Genomic DNA, 18,189 nt, shown 5'->3' on the forward strand with positions numbered 1-18,189 from the left:
AGTACGTGGAATGAGCCATCCACTCTACGGGGATATGACGCGATAAGGCTGGCCTCGCCCATCGTAAAAACATCTAAAAAAACACCCTCATTCGCTACGTTTTAGCGCTTTGCTATGGGGAGTCAATGCCCATCGATATTCGAGGATGAACCTGAACGTCCAGCCGATGTGCCCTCTCCATAACCGGGAGCAAAACGTGAAAATCAATCCCTACCTGATCTTCAACGGCGACTGCGAGGCCGCTTTCACGTTCTACGCCCAAAGCCTGCCAGGCCAGATAGAAGTCATGATGACCTTCGGCGAAACTCCGGCTCGCGATCATGTTCCAACCGACTGTCATAACCTGATCATCCATACGCGGCTGCTGGTCGCAGACCAGGCAATCATGGGGTCGGACACCACACCTGATCGCCCCACCACCAAGATGAGCGGTTGTTCGGTTTCGTTGAATGTCGACAGTGTGGCGCAGGCAGAGCGGGTGTTTGCTGCATTGGCAGAAGGCGGCAGTATTCAAATGCCGCTGGAGGCGACGTTCTGGGCGGCACGTTTCGGGATGCTGGTCGATCGGTTTGGCGTGGCGTGGCGTGGATGGTTAATTGCGAAAAGGATCAGTGACCGGGCTCCTCCCCGGTTAGTACACAAAATTTAATGGCTCTTTAATATCAACTTTGGGGATTTTTTTCAATCGCCAAACAGAATAACTACACGCTCACAAATTCCCCCTTGACATAAATATTACGAATATAATGCCAAATAACTCAATTAATATAGTCTCCCTTTCATTCGCCCTAAAAAGAGGCGAACGCTGCACTGATCGCCCCCCCGACGTGCACCTACATCACCCTAGAACACCGTGGAATATCCTTATAAATCAAATCCAATTTTCAAAAATTCGGACATCCGCACAGTTCATACGCAAGACTCCTCAGTTGTGCTTCGTCCTGCAGCCAGATGGGCAGTTAGCCATCGCATCTGTGTTTTTCATAGAAAAGTCAACCTAAAGAGCCTAGTCCGACTGAAAGGGGGCGTAACTAAGCCCGATATCACAGAAACAAATGGGCTTAAGCCTCGGCATTTGCCTATGTCATTGAATCAGCTGAAACTACTGAGCATGGAGTGACGTGTGTTCACGACGGGAAATGTTATAAAAAGTCAGATAACGTCAGTATTTTGTGTATTAAGATTGCAATGCCAGCACATATGAGTAATTTACATGATGAGCACTGAGAGCAAAATCGAAAATAGCCAGAGGGGTATTCTCGCTATTGGGCGCACTTGGCGCTCGACAGAGAAACTTCGACAATTATTTGTACCTAATTTCACACATGTTTATACATTAGATTATCCAAACCCGCCAAGCCTGGATATCGAAACGCAAACACTCGATACCGTACTGATTGATATTGAAAGCCCCTCCATCCTTAATGACTGCCTGGCGCTGATCAAGAAGTTACGTACGAATCCGACAGAACTGGCCATTATTGTTGCAATCAACTATCGCTCTCCGCAAACCAAGATTGAATGTTACTTGGCCGGAGCCGATCACTGCATCAATGTACCTAACGATCAGGATGAAAAAGCCAGGTTACTCTCAGAGTTGTTCGAAACTCCTGAATGGCAGCCCAGCGTCAAGTTGACCCTGGACCAAACATGCCTGCACTTATACAACGATGAATACAAACTGGATCTGGCCTATCAGGAAATGAAAGCCCTGGATGCGCTTATTAACGCAGAAGGTAATATTCTGCACCATGACTGCATGGCCGAATCCATGGGCTTAAATATAAAACTCTACGACTCACGCGTCTTGGAGAAATCCATAAGCCGGCTTCGAAACAAAATCAAAAAACACTTTGGCGTTAACATCATTCACAGTGTTCGCGGTTATGGCTATCGACTGCTTCGAGGGGTCGTATCAGTCAATCAGGCAAACTTTCACTCTTAAAGGGATTAAATGATGGAGCCCGGCAGGCAAGCTATAGTGCACGAAAACTTCGCATTGGTATTCTTCAGGCAATCGATTCTGAAACGAAACGATGAACTGTTCGGCAGCGAAATTTATGCCAAGGCGACCAAACAGGAGGCACCTCTGAACAAGGGGTATCAGCAGCTGCATTCCGATCATCCACTGGCGACTTATTACGAAGTCCTGACTCGGATCCAATTGAATGCCCTCTCACAGATTGAGGCCATGCCTTCCCATTCCGCACCGGCGCCAAACAAGCTGTTCGTGACCATGAATCAATCTGCTTTATTGGATAAAGCGCTTATCAAGGAAATGAACGATGCTCAAGCGATACTCAAAAAGCATGAGCAACAGCTAATTCCCAGTATTAACAGCAGTTCGCTCCTGTCGTTCAACCTGAAAGAAAAAAGAACCATTATCAATCACATTCACCTATTAAAAGACAATGGGATCGAGATCGCTTTCGATGGCTATGATTTAAGCGACGACAGCACCGAAAAACTGATCAGCCTGGCGCTGTTCGATTACATAAAAGTGGACCTGACCAAATCCAACTTCGACATCATGGTCGAAAACAGCCAGGACTTTTTCAACAGGTCTTACGACTGCCTGAGTGGCATGATCCATGACAGCAAGATCAAATTCGTGGCGGACCGGGTGGAGCACAAAGCACTACACACACTGGCTCGCAGCATGCCCTTCGACTTTTTTCAGGGGAGGTACTACTCGCCGACCGAGCTTATTTAAGTTTTGAATAACTTCACCAGACTAGGAAGGAACCTTATTGTGAATACTCCGAATAACAGCTTTCTGATTTTCACCCGTGACCAACTGGCACGACAAGCAATCGAATCGCTTCTCGCGCAACGCCTGTATTTATCCTTTGAAATCGAGTCAGGTAAACTCAGCAGCGAACGCATCCGAAAGAGTCGATTCACGCACATCCTGCTCGACCAGGCGGACATATCGCTGAGCGATGTCAGTTTCATCCGTAAAAATCAAAAAGATGCGGAAATCATCCTCATAACGCCCAACGCTGAACCTTCGGAACTTCATCACTTTTCGCACTTCGGTGTTGATGGCTTTCTCAAGAAGCCAGTGGCTGACGACGAATTCATCACGGCAGTTAGTCGGGTTAAAGAGTCCCAGGGCAATCCTGATATCTGGTGGTTTAACGCTGACGATCGTACATTGGTCAAAGAAGACATCACTATTCCATTGACCGGTACCGAATCGTTAATGCTCACCCAACTGATCCTCAGCGATCGACGGGTAGTCAGAAAAAACGATCTTATTCAACGCATCGATAAAGACCCGGAGAACTATAGCGGCCTTGAGATGTGCCTGAGTCGCTTGCAGAAAAAGTTCAAGACGGCAGCCAATGGAGAACGGCTGATCCGGTCGGTCAGAAACCGCGGCTATTGCCTCGCACAAAGGATACGCGTCGCTTACTGATCGAGTGATCGCAAAAATAATAACAATAAATGCGACTCACTGCCCCACCTGATCCACCCACACCCATGACCTGCCTCCTTGCACTACACATCCTGATTATCGCCATCAACTCTTCCAGGTATGGCGCCCCGCTCCGCTTCATTCCTCGCCAACACGACCAACGTTTATCGAATGCTGCAATTATATAGACGGCTGAGCGATATCTTCCAAACAAAAGAGCACGTCCTTTTATAACAAGGCCGCCAAAGGCATGGCCGTTATAATTCGTCAGAGACCCACAAAGATTTAGGTACTAGTATAAAAACTGGACACTGAGACAACCGTATCAGCTGACTTGAAAACAAAGCTTGGATGGCCAGCCATAAGCCCCGTTATTCCCTTCTAATAATAAAAACATTTCCTGACTGACGCGCTCGCTCAGCCTTTGCGCGTGGCTGCCATTTATTAACCGTCGACTGATACACAACGTGGCGCAGGCCCGAGGAATACCGCGATGGTACATAATCGTATTAATCGAAATAACATAACCAAAGGACTGACCTTCTGGGGGCAATGGATAATTGCCATCACTTCGGTCAATACATTGTTATTTGGTCTGGCGTTGTATCAGACAGGAGAAATCGACGCCCATTATCGTGTGCTTGCAGTACTCACTTTCCTCGGTTCCGTCCCTTCCTACTCCCTGCTGCTGGTCTATCACAAGCAGCATAGTTACCTCAGCGGCTTGGCGCGCCTGCTACTGGGATGGCTGCTGCTGCTGGCCGGACTGACCAGTATTGGTTTTTTCAGCAAGACCAGCGAATTGTTCTCCCGGGAAATCATCGTGGTCTGGGCCACGGCCGGTTATTGCATTCAGGCCTTGCTGTACCTGCCATTGCACAGTTTTTCCAAGCACTACCAGCGGCAATTGCACAGCCAGTACAACACCCTGATTATCGGCACCGATCAACTGGCGGTGAATCTGGCAGACAAACTGACCAAAACCGAGTATCCGCCGCTGGTGGGCCTGATCAGCTCAAATCCAAACGAGCTGTCTACCCAGGTCAATGCCCACCGGGTTCTGGGCCCATTGCAGGAACTGCGTGAGCTGATCCAGGTGCACGACGTCCGGCGGCTGTACATCGCGCTGCCCTTGAGCGAAGCCAAACAGGTCGAGGCACTGTACATCGACCTGCTCGACGCCAATGTCGATGTGGTCTGGGTTCCCGACCTGGGCAGCATGACGCTGCTCAATCACTCCATCAGCGAACTGGACGGCCTGCCTGCCATCCACCTCAATGAAAGCCCGCTGACCAGTTACCCTACAGCGGCGCTAAGCAAGACCTTGCTGGACAGAAGCCTCGCCGCCCTCGCGCTGATCGGCTTCAGCCCGCTGCTTCTGGTGATCGCCGCCGCCGTGAAGATTTCTTCCCCGGGCCCGATCATCTTCAAACAGGAACGGCACGGCTGGAACGGCAAGATCATCAAAGTCTGGAAGTTCCGCTCTATGCGCTTGCACGACGACCACCAGGTCCGCCAGGCCGGCCGCGAAGACCCGCGCATTACTCCAGTCGGCCGCTTCATTCGACGCACCTCCATCGACGAACTGCCGCAGTTCTTCAACGTGCTGCAAGGCCATATGGCGCTGGTCGGGCCACGGCCACATGCGGTCGCCCATAACGACTACTACACCGGAAAGATTCAGGCTTACATGGCCCGCCATCGAATCAAACCGGGCATCACCGGGCTGGCACAGATCAGCGGCTGCCGTGGCGAAACCGAGACCCTCGACAAGATGCAAAAACGTGTGGAGATCGATCTCAACTACATCAACAACTGGTCGTTGTGGCTCGACATCAAGATCCTGATCAAGACCCCCTTCACGCTGTTTTCCAAGGACATCTATTAACTGCTGCGATTCACCCCCCGCCTATTCTTCACCTTGCGGCTAACAACGCTGCAGTCCGGACAGTCAGACTTCTGACTGTCCGGAACCCCTCTTTCTCATCTCATTCGCACTCTTTTTTGTAGCCGCTGCCAAGGGCCGCGTTCGGACGAAGCCGTCGTGAATTTGGCGGCCAATCTTTATATTCTTCGTGGTGATACAGGAAATGGCCGGAGTATGAAGTCAGGTATCCGAGTCGGATATATGCTCCACTTGAGTTCTTACCCCAAACAACCGGTCGGCTATCTGCCGACCTCGCTCCAGCCCTTCAGCCGTCAACCAAATCGATTTGTTCTTGTTCACCGGATTACTGATGAAACCCTGTTCATGCAATCGGTTCATGGTCTCGAAGTCGAACCCTTTCCAAGTATTGCCGTTATCGAAACTGAAGGCTGCCAACAGGGCAAGCACGGCTTCTTCAATCAGTTTATCGTCGTACTCCATGATCGTTGCTCCGGGTTTATGGCGCGCTTATCGTGAAAATGCCTTCACCAGCAAGCCGGCTCCCACGGGGTTCGTGTCGTTCACAATATTGTAGGAGCTGGCTTGCCAGCGAAGACGGCCGCCTCACGTCATGCAGCTGTGAAGCCGAACCCAGGCTCGGCTGCGGCTACGGGCATTTGACTAGATGAAGTGGCAAGAGAGGTGTTGCTGGAGGGGGATAGGGAGAGGATCTACGGTTGAAACATGCTGGCAGACTGCTTGGCATTTCGCACCTTTCAGCGCACCCAGCACCTTGAAATCAATAACCCCATCAACACGCCGATAGTATTTGCCAGCATGTCATAGGGCGAAGCCGTGCGCAGCGGCATCAACCCCTGCACGGCCTCAATGAGTACGCCGGTGAGCAAACACCCCACGGCTACCCAGTGAAATTTCACAGCGGGAAAGGCCAGGCGGCAACTGCACGCAAATACCAGAAAACCGATCCAGTGATGAAGCTTGTCCTCTTCGACGAACAGTTCCGGGATCGGCTGAGAGCGCAGCCCCGCGAACAACAGAATCACGGTCACCGCGGCAAAGACCACGCCCCGGAGCCAGAATGGCAACTCGACCAGGCCTTTGAGCCACGTAATCATTCGGTAATTTTCTCGAAGTTGTTGTAGAACAGGTCGCTATCACGCCCGTCGGTCATGGTCTGCAGCGAGTAGGCACGGCTCAGGCGCGCACCACCGTCGCGGGTCAGTGGCGCCCAGACGACATTGGCGCGGCGCATGGTCGAGGTGCTCAGCAACTCGTCGAACGGGATGGATATGTAGATCCCTTTGTCGAAGCTGCCCTCGCCATATTCCTCCTTCGACGCGCTGGTCAGGGTGACCCAGCCGCCAAACTTCACACCGTTCTTGAACTCCCGCGACAAATCGACGGTCGTGCCCCAGTCCCGTGCCAGATAACGCCCGACACTGACTGCTGCAAGCATGTCATTTGGCAACTCAGTATAGCTGGTGACATGACCCGTCACGGTCTGGTAATCACGCAGACCGAAGCCCTGATCATAATCACGCTGACGCACAAAGTTCAGGTCAGCACCCACCGACCAGCGCTTCCCCGTGGGTCGATACAGCACTTCACTGCCGACCCCGGCATACATGGATTCCAGATAGCCGCCGTAGACCATGCCATACAGGTTCTGATCCAGCTGCGCCGCATGGTTGAACTGGAACGTCGGCATCGTCACATCGGAGGTGGTCAGGTATTTGCGCAGATCGGTGCGCACTCGCGGCAGCCCGCTCGGCGCGTCATAGGTGAACTTGTCGTAGTTGTTCACCAAGTTGGCGCTGAGCAAGCCACTCCACCAGGTATTGCGGGTGAAACGGTACTCCGCGTCGGCATCTGCCGTGAACTGATAGAGCAAGCCGTCAGGGCCGCCGATGTTCTGTTTATAGCCCAGGCCGAAGCCATAGCTGAACGGCTCCAGTGCCTGGGTGTAGAGCGTGGTTTCCCGGTGCGCAGTCGCCGGATTGACCTCGGTCGTACGGTGCAGATCCTTCAGCGGCTGGTCGTTGTTCACGACCGCGCGGAACGTTTCGCGCGGCACGCTGGTTTCCTCGATGGACATGTCATAACGCTGGTTCACCAGGGTGAACCAGTCAATGTCCTGATTGACGCTGTTATCGAGAATCCGGCTGGCTCGCCCGACGGCTTTGGACGGATAAAAATAGCGAGACTGCTCGCCATACACCATCAGCTCCGAACCGCGCTGGGTGATGCGTTTGACCTTATAGCCGGCATTTTCCTGCAGCCGGCTGGAGACATCGGCCCAGTTGACTTGGTCGGCCGGGGTCGACGGCGCCTGCGCCGGCAGCGGTTCGGCGGGAGGGTCATAGGTCTTGGCCGGTGCCTTGCGGCTGACAAAGTTGGTGTGCAAGGTGATGCCGAACATCGCCGTATTGCCGCGCTCCCAGCCGGCGCTCAGATCGATGCTGTCGGCCAGTTTGTAGACCACGCCGAAGTTGATCGGCAGGTCTTGCTTGATCGAGTTGTCCAGTGGCTCGTTCTTGTAGTTGTTGCCCTCATACTCGATCTTCAGGCTCAGCGGTTCCCACGGCGTTTGATAGGCAATGCCGCCAAACAACGAAGGGTGGCCCCTGAAGTAGGCGTTGGCATTCACGTCCCCTGCCCTGGCGACCGCCGCCGTGCTTTCTGGCCGGTCGTTGAACTTGCTGCCGAAAATTGCCAGCGGGTTGCTGAAATCCCCTCGATTACCCAAATAACCCCAGGCAATGCCGAGGCTGAAATCCAGGTTGCCATAACGCTTGTTAGCGACGAAATATTCGCTGGAAAACAACCCGGTACCGCCGATGTCCCGGGCGCCGACGGCAACCTGCGGCGCCCAGTGACTTTCTTCCCAAAGCCGTGCCTTGAAATCGATGGCCTTGTCTTTGAAGCTCTGGTCGCCGCTCAATTCCTCGGCGCCGTACTTGCGGTTGGTGATTGCGGTGTAACGAAACGAGCCCTCCAGCCAATCGAATGGCTGCAAGGAAAAACTGTAGCGCGAATAAGGGTCGGTACGACTGGCCGTGGCGCTCAACTCCCCCGCGGGGGCCATACGCGCGGTGGGGGTCTGTAACAGACCGACGCCACCAAAATCACTCTGGGTGTAACGCGGCTCACCATGAGCCAATCCACAGGGCAGGAGCAATGCAGCAGCAAAACGTAACTTAAAGGGGCACTTCAAGGGGCCACCTCAGCCAAAGGTTGAGTGGCGAGAAACTCGGCCAGTTGTTGATTGAGTTCAGGGGTCGGCACCTCAAGGTCATCGCTGCGGATCGGCACCAGGATCCTGCTGCCGGGAGCCGCCACAACGCCGTCCTCACGATTCCATGCCGCCACGCCCACGCGCCGCACCTGACCGTCGGGTTGGATCAGCCACAGATAATCGCCCTCAGCATCGTTGAGGAGAGCGCAATCCCGGGCGTAGGCACGCACCTCCTGCAGGGCGCGGTAAGGCACCTGACAGGGTTGCGCGACCGCCCCGAGAATTTCCACGGTGGATGGCCGCGCCGGGTAAATCAGACGGTCACCATCATCCAGCAACGCGTTGCGGGCGAACCCCACTTCCACAGCGATCGGATCAAGCACCGCGACCTGGCGTCCGGTGACCGGCAGCCGTTCGATCTGCTCATACAGGCGCGCACTCAAGTCCGCTCGTGTGTTCTTGCCATCGAGCAAGGCACCCCGCTGCACCAGTTTCAGATCGAACAGAACACCCGCCTTCAACCGCGCTTGTTTATCCTCCAATGAACGGTGCAGCCACGCCGCGCCCAGCCAATAACTTTCGGCGTTGGGTTGGGATTGGCCAATGACGTCCAGCAAACGCGCACCGGGTTTGACGTCGATGGGGCCGGGGCTGCGCACATCACCACTGACCGTGACAGCCGCCTGGCCTACACCCGGACCGATCAACAGCAGGCCAAGCAAGAAAAGGTTCGAACACTTCACCGGGCAGCTCCCCGATCAGGGCGTAACTGCACGATTTTCAGAAACAACTGCGGCGTCAGATGCTGCTCGCTGCGCAGGATGAAACCGTCCTGGGGGTCGACCCAGTAGCGGTTGGTGGCGTGGAAATTCAGGGTGGGTGCATCCACCTGCTCGTCAATGCGCAGCAAGGCGTAATCCTTGTCCAGAATGCTGATGGTCTCGATGCCGTGGCGGCTGAAACGGCTGTTGACGGCAATACCGATTCGGTTGCCGTCGTAGATGTCGATCCAGCGCGTGCTGGTGTAACCGTCGGGCACATGCTGAAGGCCGCGCTTGAAGGGCGACTCTTCATTGAAGCGAGTGCCATCCAGAGAAACGCCCAGCCCGACGGCGCGCACCACCAGACCGTCACGCATCATCAGCACTTGCTTGCCGGAAGCGACCCAGAACTGCAGGTCACCACGCCGGCGGGCCATGGCCATCACCCCCTCGCTGGAGGTGGTGGTGACCAGGATCTGCGGATAGGGCACGGCATCGACCTGAGCGCGGGTCAAATGGATGGAGGCAGGCCCCGCGACGGAGGCTTCGAGGGTGTCCCAAGAGGCCTTCGTCAACGGATTACACCCGCACAACAAGAGCGCCATCGTCAGACAGGCGCAGGTAGGCAAAATTTTCACGGCGGGATAGAGCCTTATCTGCTGTTGGCTTCGCTGAGGTCGTTAACTGAGCTGGCACCGGTCCCGAGGACACTGGCGGTAGGCAGGAGTTGGGTGATCAGACGGTTCCAGCGCGTCACGCCGGCCGGGCCGACATAGACGATGTCTTGCGGTTGCAAGTCGAAACGGGTGGCCAGCACCAAAGCGGAAGGCGATTCGGCATCGAGCTGGAACACCTTGGCCGGCTCGGTTTCCAGGTTGTCCGCGCCGCGAATCACATACACCGCGTTGCCGTTGGAGGTGGTCTGGTTCAAGCCCCCCACTGTGCCCAGTGCATCGGTCAGGTTGATCGATTTGCTCTTGAAGCTCAGCGCGCGAGGCTGGTTGACCTCACCCATGACATAGATCCGCTTGAGGTCGTTATAGGGCAAGTACAACCGATCACCGCCCTTGAGGTAAACGCCTTGTAGCTGCGAGTCCTGACGATTGAGGGTGTCCAGATCCAGCTTGTACTCGCGCCCGTCGCGGGTCAGCGTCAGCCCTGACAGGTCTGCATTCAACGGATCCACACCCGCCGCACCAACGGCCTCCACCACACTCAATGGGTTGGTGGTGATCGGTTGCTGACCGGCTTTGAGCACCGCGCCGGAAATCACCACGGTCTGGCTGGCGAAACGCAAAACGCTGACGTCGACCTGAGGGCTTTCGACAAATTGCGACAAGCGCTCGGCGATAAAGGCTCGCAACTCTTCAATGGTTTTACCGGCGGCCGGAATATTACCGATGTAGGGATAAAACAGCGTGCCGTCCGGACGAACCAGACGCCCGTTGGCATCGATTTGCTGTTGCGGTCCCGAAGGCGCCGTCAATTCGGGGTGATCCCAGACTGTGATAAACAACAGGTCGTTGGCGCCCACGCGATAACCGCCCGGAACATAGGACAACAATGCCGGGGGCACCGATTCGCGAACGTGCGTGGCGGCATCCATGGCAATCAATTTAGGCGTGATGGGAATAAGCTCCACCCGGCTACTTTCCGGAGAGCCGTCACTGACCATTTGACTGGTGTCCATGTGTTGACCAGGCGAAAACATACAGCCGTGCAAGCTGATACTTGCCAGCATAACTACAGATAATCTACGGATCATAATGGCACTACGCTAGTCGAGGGCAAGTCTAAAAAAAGATCACCCAGAATGTTCTGAGTGATCTTGAACATCGTACTTCGTAGGGTATTAGTTGGTACCGGTAGTACCGCTAGTGCCGGTTGTGCCGCCCGTTCCGGAGGTACCGCCATTGGAACTGCCACCGGAGTTTGAAGCGGCCGCCGCAGCGCCGAGAATGGCCGCGCCGACCAACATCGTTTCGGCGACCGTCACGCCCCCGACCAGCGGGGTGTTCAACGATAGTGGCTCGCTTTCGCTCACCGCCTTGCTCACTGGCTCATCCGCCGCCAACGCCGCGGTGCTCATGACAGCCAGCAAGCTGGCCGTAATTAGTTTCTTCATATCAGACTCCTTCTCGACATCAACTCTGCATTAGATTTGATACTAAGGGACCGGGAATGGAACAGCAGGTGAATGAACTGTCACCCGTCAATTGAACGAGGCAGTTCATGCACATTGCCTCCTTTGGAGGATGTCATTTATAGGAAGTGCATGCCATACACCGAACCTCGTCACTCCATCGGCAAAAGCGCTTGCACCGAGCAGGAATGATTGACGAACAAAGGCGATTTTCCAAGACATTCACCTCGCAATAAGGGATTTTCAGTACAAACTTCCGAGTGCGAGTCACTCATCCCTCGCGCCAATTGTTATTATTAGTCAGGATTTTCCCGGCGCTTATCCCGCAAGATTCTATTGTGATCAGAGATTAACTGTTAAATAACATCAGGTCATAAATAGTTAATGTTAACTATAGACCATTATTTATCAGTCATGCCCCGCTCAACACCGCGCGCAAGCGTGGGTTGCGCAAGTCTTTTTCCGAGAGCTGAGGCGATTCAATAGGCCAGGCAATGCCCAGGTCCGGATCATTCCAGAGCAGCCCACCCTCATCCTCGGGGAAATACAGATCGGTGCATTTGTATTGGAAATCGGCGGTATCACTGAGCACGCAGAAGCCGTGGGCATACCCCGGCGGCACCCATAGCTGAAGATGGTTGTCGGCGGTCAACTTGACCCCTACATGTTCACCGCAAGTGGCCGATTCGGGATTGATGTCCACCACCACGTCGTACACCGCACCTTGGGTAACCCGCACCAATTTGCCCTGGGGGCGGGTCCGCTGGAAGTGCAAACCACGCAGTACGCCATACTGCGAGCGCGAGTGATTGTCCTGGACGAAAGGCAAATCGATGCCAGCATCGCGATAACGCTGCTCGTGATAACTCTCGAGAAAGAACCCGCGTGTATCGCCAAACACCTTGGGCTCGATAATCAGTACGCCAGGCAACCGGGTGTTGATGACATTCATTTTGCCGTCTCCGTGGACAGCACCCGTGCCAGATATTGGCCATAACCGGTTTTGTGTAGCGCGGTTGCTTGCTGGTCCAACTGCGCAGCCGACAACCAACCCTGGTGGTAGGCCACCTCCTCCAGACAAGCCACTTTCAAGCCCTGCCGTGCTTCGATGGTCTGGACGAAATGCCCGGCCTCCATCAACGAATCATGGGTGCCAGTGTCCAGCCAGGCAAAACCACGCCCCAACACACCGACATGCAGATCCCCACGCTGCAGATACGCGTTGTTCACATCAGTGATTTCAAGCTCGCCGCGGATCGAGGGTTTGACTTGCTTGGCAATGCTCACCACATCGTTGTCGTAGAAATACAAGCCGGTGACGGCATAGTCGGACTTCGGTTGTTTAGGTTTCTCTTCGATCGAGATCGCCTTGCCGTTATCGTCGAACTCGACAACGCCAAAACGCTCCGGGTCGCTGACTCGATAACCAAAAACAGTAGCGCCGGTGCGCCGTTGAGACGCTTCGCGCAACAAGACGCTGAAACCATAACCGTAGAAGATGTTGTCGCCCAGAATCAGCGCCACTTTACTGTCACCGATAAAGTCCTCGCCGATCAGAAAGGCTTGCGCCAGACCATCAGGAGAAGGTTGCTCGGCATAACTGAGTTCAATGCCGAAAGAAGAACCGTCGCCCAACAGGTTCTGGAAGTTGGGCAAGTCCTGGGGCGTGGAAATAATCAATATCTCGCGAATGCCCGCCAGCATTAATACCGACAGCGGATAATAAATCATCGGCTTGTCGTAAACCGGCAGCAGCTGTTTGGATACACCACGGGTAATGGGATGCAAGCGGGTGCCGGAGCCTCCGGCCAAAATGATGCCTTTCATTTGGGAATTCCCTTCGAAATGTAATAGAGGCAAGGTTTGAATGTTTCAGCCGACGTGGCCAAGACGCTCCGGTCGGTATTGACCGCTAAGAACACGTTGCCACCACCCTTGATGGTCCAGATACCACTGAACCGTTTTGCGTATGCCGCTCTCAAAGGTTTCCTGTGGTCGCCAACCGAGTTCACGCTCGATCTTGCCCGCATCGATGGCGTAACGAAGATCATGTCCCGGCCGATCCTTGACGAAGGTAATCAGCTCACGATAACGCTCGACGCCCGCAGGCTTGTCAGGCGCCAACTCCTCAAGCAGATCGCACAGGGTTTGCACCACCTCAAGATTGGTTTTCTCGTTGTGGCCGCCAATGTTGTAGGTCTCGCCAACCTTGCCCCGGTACACCACCTCGCATAACGCGCGGGCATGATCTTCTACAAACAACCAGTCGCGAATCTGCAAGCCGTCGCCATAGACCGGCAGAGGCCGGCCATGGATGGCATTCAGAATCACATGGGGGATCAATTTCTCGGGGAAGTGATAAGGGCCGTAGTTGTTCGAGCAGTTAGTCACCAATACCGGCAGACCATACGTACGTTGCCAGGCTCGAACCAGGTGGTCCGAACTGGCTTTGGATGCCGAATAGGGTGAACTGGGCGCATAAGGTGTGGTTTCACTGAACAGGCTGTCGGTGCCCTCCAGGTCGCCATACACCTCATCGGTGGAGATATGGTGGAAGCGAAAAGCCTGCTTGCCCTCCTCCGACAGTCCATTCCAATAACGCCGGGTTGCCTCGAGCAACGTGTAAGTGCCGACAATATTGGTCTGGATAAAGTCCGCGGGGCCGTCGATGGAACGGTCGACATGGGACTCCGCGGCCAAATGCATCACCGCGTCCGGTTGAAACGTCGCGAATACTTGATCCAGAGCCTGAGCGTCACAGATATCGACCTCGAAGAAGTGATAGCGCGGCGACTCGGCAATGCTGGACAAGGAATCGGGATTGCCTGCGTACGTCAACTTGTCGACGTTCGCGACCGTACAGGTGGTTTCATTTATCAGGTGGCGTACCACTGCTGATCCAATGAAACCGGAACCACCGGTAACGAGGATTTTTTTAAACATAAATGGAGATCCTGACGACGAGATGAAAGACTGAATCGGTAACCCGCCCCCGCTGTGGCTAACCCATCGGGGGCTGCGGTTCATGCCCTGCCGTATTTGTCTTCAAACCGTACGATATCGTTCTCGCCCAAATAGGAGCCCGACTGGACTTCGATCAGTTCAAGGGGAATGACACCCGGGTTCTCGAGCGCGTGCACTTGACCAATAGGGATGTAAGTCGACTGATTCTCGGAAACCAGATAAGTCTTCTCACCGTTGGTCACCTTGGCCGTACCGCTCACGACGATCCAGTGTTCGGCGCGGTGGTGATGCATCTGCACAGACAACTTCGCTCCCGGTTGCACCGTGATACGTTTCACTTGATACCGAGTGCCTTTATCTATCGAGTCATACATGCCCCACGGACGATAAACTTCTCTGTGGTTCGAGTATTCGTGGCGATCGGATTGCTTGAGCCGTTCCACCACTTTCTTAACGTCTTGTACTTGATCCTTGCGAGCAACCAGAATGGCGTCGTTGGTTTCAACAATGACCAACCCTTCGACGCCGATAGTCGCGATCAAACGGCTATTGGCGTGAACATAGGTATTGGATGTGTTCTCGGCGAAGACATCCCCTTTGAGCACGTTACCGTCAGCATCTTTTGCAAAGGCATCGGCGAGCGCAGACCAAGAGCCAATGTCACTCCATCCGGCATTCATCGGGACCATCACCGCATCGGCGGTCTTTTCCATTACAGCGTAATCGATAGAGTCCTCGGGGCATGCAGAAAACAAAGCCCGGTCAACCCGAGTGAAATTCAAATCCTGCGAACCATTACCCAAGGCCTCAATACAAGCAGACAAAATGTCAGGCCGGAATTTTTGCAACTCTTCCAGATAACGGCTTGCGCGAAACAGGAACATGCCACTGTTCCAGAAAAAATTCTTCGTGAGCACATATTCTTGAGCTGTTGCCAGGTCGGGCTTCTCGACAAAACGGTTCACTCTGAAACCGCCGCCGATTTCGTCACCCTTCTCGATATAGCCATACCCCGTTTCGGGATAGGTGGGCACTATCGCGAAGGTTACTAGCTTCCCTTCCATTGCCAGCGCAAGAGCGACCTTGATGGCCTCCTGGAAAGCATCGATATCTTTAATGGTGTGATCCGCCGGCAAAATCAGCAGCATCGGATCCTGACCTTCGACCGTAGCTTGCAGTGCGGCCAGCGCAACCGCTGGCGCCGTATTACGGCCTACGGGCTCAAGCAGGATATTTGCACTCTCCATGCCCAGTTTTCGCAACTGTTCAGCGGCCAGAAACCGATGCTCTTCGTTACAGATGAGCCTGGGGCTCTGTATCTCCAAGCCATCAAGTCTCTGAATAGTGGCCTGCAGTAAAGAGAGATTGGTATCTATTAACGACAGGAATTGTTTGGGGTTCAGTTGTCGCGAAAGTGGCCATAGGCGCGAACCAGAGCCTCCAGATAAAATAACCGGAATCATTTAGCACCTCATCGAAAAGTAACAGCCTGGATTAGATCGAAGTAATGGATGACTTATGAGGGTCGCCATTCAATGAAAAGCTGCTCATACGCACTCAACACTTTTTCCCATTTGAAACACTCGACAAATCTTGCGGCGCCGGCTTTTTTCATATCCGCAATTTTTTGTTCATCGGCCAGCGATTCATCCAAGAGGCGAGAAAGAGATTGCTTGTCCGAAAAGTAAGCTGCGCCCTCACCCACCACCCAACGATTAAATGGATTATCGTGAGCAATAATTGCGCAACCAGCACCCAACGCCTCAACCAACGAAGGATTGGTTCCGCCAACTCGATGCCCATGGAGATAGAAACGACTGAAGTACCTGAGCGCCTGAACGACGTTCGAATCGTAAATGGCACCTGGGAATATCACTTCATCACTTGCCGCGCCCATCACCTTCTTGTGATATTCGTTCGTGTTCGGTGTGAAGTTTCCAAGCACGACAAGTTTATGATTCCTGACCGAAGAGCTAAACGCATCGACCATCTCGAAAAAAGAGTTTTCCGGCTCGGGCCTGGCAATAATAATAGAGAAGTTTTTTGGTTCTAGCCCGAAACCCGCCAACACTTCGACAGACGCCGATTTAACTTCATCACCACCGTAGGGAATCATGGTGATCTTATCGCCGCTGACTCGTGTAGCAAGGTGATCCTTTATCTTCGGATGGTCGGCGACCAAATGATTGCCTATCCAACAACCCAGTCGTTCATTCATCCAGAACCAGGTCTTGGCAATGGCCCCCCACTTCTCTCTACGCCACTCAATACCGTCCATATTTATTATATTGGTTTGGCCTTTTGCGCGTTGCAGCAGATTAAAAATGGCGGTGTTGTACCCCAACGTCAAAAACAAACCTTTTTCACCCAATGCATGGCGAACAGCCTTGAAATCAAAAATAACGGTGCCCAGCGCGCCCTCTCTGGAAACAGGTATGTGAACGCGGCGAATACCCCGCCATTCGGTTTCCGTTATTGCACCACTGCCACTTTCCTGGCAATAAACGGTAATTCGCCAGCCCCTTTCCTTAAGGTAGACCGCCAGTTTTTCGGCAAATGTTTCGAAGCCGCCATGCTGTGCCGGAATACCTCTTATCCCTAGAATCAACAAGTGCTTATTCATAAGTTTCAAATACCTTAATGTGCTGACGCGCTACGCGCTTCCAATCATGATTTTCTATCATTGTGGCTCGGGCGTTATACGAAATATCCTCTGCGGAACTTGAGCCCAGAGCTGCAAGTATTTGCCGGGCCAAATCCTGTGGATTATCCGTTTCAAACAAAAAGCCATTTTGGCTGTCGTCCACGACTTCAAGCATGGCTGGCAAACGTGAAGACACGGTAATACAGCCATACGACATCGCCATTAGCAGTACGCCGCTTTGGTAGATCTTTTTATAGGGCAGGACCACGATATCAGCAGAGGAATAATAAAAATCGACGTCCTCGTCATTGATATAGCGAATGTGCGGAATCACCACCCTTGAGATGTTTTTTGATTTTATGAGTTCTTCATAATGCTGAAACGAGTCCTTCCACACCTTACCGGCGATTAGCAGTACGGCATCAGGTTCATGCTTTGACACGATCTCCATCGCACTCAAAAGAACATCCAGCCCCTTAACCTTTTTTATCTGACCAAAGAAAAGTATGAGCTTCTTATCGACAGGCAGTGATAAGTGCTGGCGAGACAAAACCGTCTCCCGCCTTTTCACGAATGGCAGATAGTTACCATGAGGAATAATAGCTATTTTCTTATCGATCCCCTGCGCCGAAATCACCGAGCGCAACTCTTGCCGAGAGAACTCGTTATGAACAATAAACTCCTCCGGCGCCTTCAATATAGAGGTGTGGGTTCTTGTCAGAGAGTTTCCCGAAAATGACTCAACATCGTGCACCGTTGCGACTATCTTTATCCCACTAAACCTCAAGAGCTTACACGTTATAAACTCGAGCAATGAATATTGAAAAAAATGCAGATGGCAAATTTTTCCGCCTTTTTTCTTTATATCAATGATGGATCTCATCAAGGCCGCAACGAACCGGATCAGCCTGACAATCTTATTGGACTTTCCGTAGACCCCTTTAAAGAACTTGTTTATCGTAAAATTATTCGAGCTTTGCTCCTGCGACTCAGGACAAGTGTAGAGATGTACACAGGTATTATTCAGAACCAACCCTTGTCCGAGGCCGGTATTGTAATAATTCATTCCACCGTGCCCGCCCACTGGTTCAATTATGAAATAATTCAAATGAGCCATGAAGAAAATCCTTATT

17 protein-coding genes and 1 pseudogene are annotated in these 18,189 nt (G+C 53.2%); 5 read left to right on the forward strand and 13 right to left on the reverse strand.

Annotated elements, in window-relative coordinates:
• Positions 1-196: 196 nt before the first annotated feature.
• The 5 genes and pseudogenes from PSH65_RS19785 (at position 197) to PSH65_RS19805 (ending at position 5,309) form a co-directional block, all read left to right on the forward strand.
• Positions 197-615, forward strand: a pseudogene (locus PSH65_RS19785) (VOC family protein).
• Between the two features lie 598 nt (positions 616-1,213).
• Positions 1,214-1,945, forward strand: coding sequence for a winged helix-turn-helix domain-containing protein (locus PSH65_RS19790; protein ID WP_305421939.1), 732 nt, complete (start codon positions 1,214-1,216; stop codon positions 1,943-1,945).
• 12 nt (positions 1,946-1,957) lie between these two features.
• A complete protein-coding gene (locus PSH65_RS19795) occupies positions 1,958-2,713 on the forward strand; it encodes an EAL domain-containing protein (protein ID WP_348529770.1) in 756 nt (251 codons plus the stop codon).
• A gap of 39 nt (positions 2,714-2,752) precedes the next feature.
• The gene (locus PSH65_RS19800) at positions 2,753-3,421 is read left to right on the forward strand and encodes a winged helix-turn-helix domain-containing protein (protein WP_305421941.1); all 669 of its coding nucleotides are present in this window, start codon (positions 2,753-2,755) and stop codon (positions 3,419-3,421) included.
• A gap of 493 nt (positions 3,422-3,914) precedes the next feature.
• Positions 3,915-5,309, forward strand: coding sequence for an undecaprenyl-phosphate glucose phosphotransferase (locus tag PSH65_RS19805; RefSeq protein ID WP_305421942.1), 1,395 nt, complete (start codon positions 3,915-3,917; stop codon positions 5,307-5,309).
• Between the two features lie 219 nt (positions 5,310-5,528).
• Here the strand turns inward: PSH65_RS19805 and PSH65_RS19810 are convergent, their stop codons facing one another.
• The 13 genes from PSH65_RS19810 to PSH65_RS19870 all read right to left on the reverse strand — a co-directional run bounded on the left by PSH65_RS19810 (position 5,529) and on the right by PSH65_RS19870 (position 18,173).
• Complete coding sequence (locus PSH65_RS19810; RefSeq protein ID WP_030132074.1) at positions 5,529-5,789, reverse strand: DUF6429 family protein; 261 nt, start codon at positions 5,787-5,789, stop codon at positions 5,529-5,531.
• A 275-nt stretch (positions 5,790-6,064) separates the two neighbouring features.
• A complete protein-coding gene (locus PSH65_RS19815; protein WP_305421943.1) occupies positions 6,065-6,424 on the reverse strand; it encodes a VanZ family protein in 360 nt (119 codons plus the stop codon).
• Positions 6,421-8,523 carry a YjbH domain-containing protein gene (locus PSH65_RS19820; RefSeq protein ID WP_305421944.1) on the reverse strand — a complete coding sequence of 701 codons (2,103 nt, stop codon included), beginning with the start codon at positions 8,521-8,523 and terminating at the stop codon, positions 6,421-6,423. The genes PSH65_RS19815 and PSH65_RS19820 overlap by 4 nt, the downstream gene beginning before the upstream one ends.
• Positions 8,520-9,287, reverse strand: a complete 768-nt coding sequence (locus PSH65_RS19825) for a capsule biosynthesis GfcC family protein (RefSeq protein ID WP_305421945.1) — start codon at positions 9,285-9,287, stop codon at positions 8,520-8,522. Before PSH65_RS19825 ends, PSH65_RS19820 begins: the two co-directional genes overlap by 4 nt.
• Positions 9,284-9,943, reverse strand: a complete 660-nt coding sequence (locus PSH65_RS19830; protein ID WP_305421946.1) for a YjbF family lipoprotein — start codon at positions 9,941-9,943, stop codon at positions 9,284-9,286. Before PSH65_RS19830 ends, PSH65_RS19825 begins: the two co-directional genes overlap by 4 nt.
• Positions 9,944-9,957: 14 nt before the next feature.
• On the reverse strand, positions 9,958-11,070 hold the full coding sequence (locus PSH65_RS19835; RefSeq protein ID WP_305421948.1) for a polysaccharide biosynthesis/export family protein: 1,113 nt from the start codon (positions 11,068-11,070) through the stop codon (positions 9,958-9,960).
• A gap of 87 nt (positions 11,071-11,157) precedes the next feature.
• Positions 11,158-11,430, reverse strand: a complete 273-nt coding sequence (locus PSH65_RS19840) for a hypothetical protein (RefSeq protein WP_305421949.1) — start codon at positions 11,428-11,430, stop codon at positions 11,158-11,160.
• Between the two features lie 430 nt (positions 11,431-11,860).
• Entirely contained in the window at positions 11,861-12,400 is a 540-nt protein-coding gene (gene rfbC, locus PSH65_RS19845) for a dTDP-4-dehydrorhamnose 3,5-epimerase (protein WP_305421951.1), read from the reverse strand.
• Positions 12,397-13,275, reverse strand: a complete 879-nt coding sequence (gene rfbA, locus PSH65_RS19850; protein ID WP_305421953.1) for a glucose-1-phosphate thymidylyltransferase RfbA — start codon at positions 13,273-13,275, stop codon at positions 12,397-12,399. The genes rfbC and rfbA overlap by 4 nt, the downstream gene beginning before the upstream one ends.
• 45 nt (positions 13,276-13,320) lie before the next feature.
• A complete protein-coding gene (gene rfbB / locus PSH65_RS19855) occupies positions 13,321-14,391 on the reverse strand; it encodes a dTDP-glucose 4,6-dehydratase (protein ID WP_305421954.1) in 1,071 nt (356 codons plus the stop codon).
• Between the two features lie 80 nt (positions 14,392-14,471).
• Positions 14,472-15,875, reverse strand: coding sequence for a mannose-1-phosphate guanylyltransferase/mannose-6-phosphate isomerase (locus PSH65_RS19860; protein WP_305421956.1), 1,404 nt, complete (start codon positions 15,873-15,875; stop codon positions 14,472-14,474).
• 53 nt (positions 15,876-15,928) lie between these two features.
• On the reverse strand, positions 15,929-17,035 hold the full coding sequence (locus PSH65_RS19865) for a DUF1972 domain-containing protein (protein WP_305421957.1): 1,107 nt from the start codon (positions 17,033-17,035) through the stop codon (positions 15,929-15,931).
• On the reverse strand, positions 17,028-18,173 hold the full coding sequence (locus PSH65_RS19870) for a glycosyltransferase family 4 protein (protein WP_305421958.1): 1,146 nt from the start codon (positions 18,171-18,173) through the stop codon (positions 17,028-17,030). The genes PSH65_RS19865 and PSH65_RS19870 overlap by 8 nt, the downstream gene beginning before the upstream one ends.
• Positions 18,174-18,189: the final 16 nt, after the last annotated feature.

This window comes from Pseudomonas sp. FP603 (assembly GCF_030687415.1).
GTDB lineage: Bacteria > Pseudomonadota > Gammaproteobacteria > Pseudomonadales > Pseudomonadaceae > Aquipseudomonas > Aquipseudomonas wuhanensis.

Excerpts from the sequence above, each read along its gene's own strand:
- PSH65_RS19810 (WP_030132074.1), bottom strand. The coding sequence starts at position 5,789 with ATGGAGTACGACGATAAACTGATTGAAGAAGCCGTGCTTGCCCTGTTG.
- rfbA (WP_305421953.1), bottom strand. The coding sequence starts at position 13,275 with ATGAAAGGCATCATTTTGGCCGGAGGCTCCGGCACCCGCTTGCATCCC.
- rfbC (WP_305421951.1), bottom strand. The coding sequence starts at position 12,400 with ATGAATGTCATCAACACCCGGTTGCCTGGCGTACTGATTATCGAGCCC.
- PSH65_RS19795 (WP_348529770.1), top strand. The coding sequence starts at position 1,958 with ATGGAGCCCGGCAGGCAAGCTATAGTGCACGAAAACTTCGCATTGGTA.
- PSH65_RS19835 (WP_305421948.1), bottom strand. The coding sequence starts at position 11,070 with ATGATCCGTAGATTATCTGTAGTTATGCTGGCAAGTATCAGCTTGCAC.
- PSH65_RS19790 (WP_305421939.1), top strand. The coding sequence starts at position 1,214 with ATGATGAGCACTGAGAGCAAAATCGAAAATAGCCAGAGGGGTATTCTC.
- PSH65_RS19815 (WP_305421943.1), bottom strand. The coding sequence starts at position 6,424 with ATGATTACGTGGCTCAAAGGCCTGGTCGAGTTGCCATTCTGGCTCCGG.
- rfbB (WP_305421954.1), bottom strand. The coding sequence starts at position 14,391 with ATGTTTAAAAAAATCCTCGTTACCGGTGGTTCCGGTTTCATTGGATCA.
- PSH65_RS19805 (WP_305421942.1), top strand. The coding sequence starts at position 3,915 with ATGGTACATAATCGTATTAATCGAAATAACATAACCAAAGGACTGACC.
- PSH65_RS19865 (WP_305421957.1), bottom strand. The coding sequence starts at position 17,035 with ATGAATAAGCACTTGTTGATTCTAGGGATAAGAGGTATTCCGGCACAG.
- PSH65_RS19870 (WP_305421958.1), bottom strand. The coding sequence starts at position 18,173 with ATGGCTCATTTGAATTATTTCATAATTGAACCAGTGGGCGGGCACGGT.
- PSH65_RS19840 (WP_305421949.1), bottom strand. The coding sequence starts at position 11,430 with ATGAAGAAACTAATTACGGCCAGCTTGCTGGCTGTCATGAGCACCGCG.
- PSH65_RS19860 (WP_305421956.1), bottom strand. The coding sequence starts at position 15,875 with ATGATTCCGGTTATTTTATCTGGAGGCTCTGGTTCGCGCCTATGGCCA.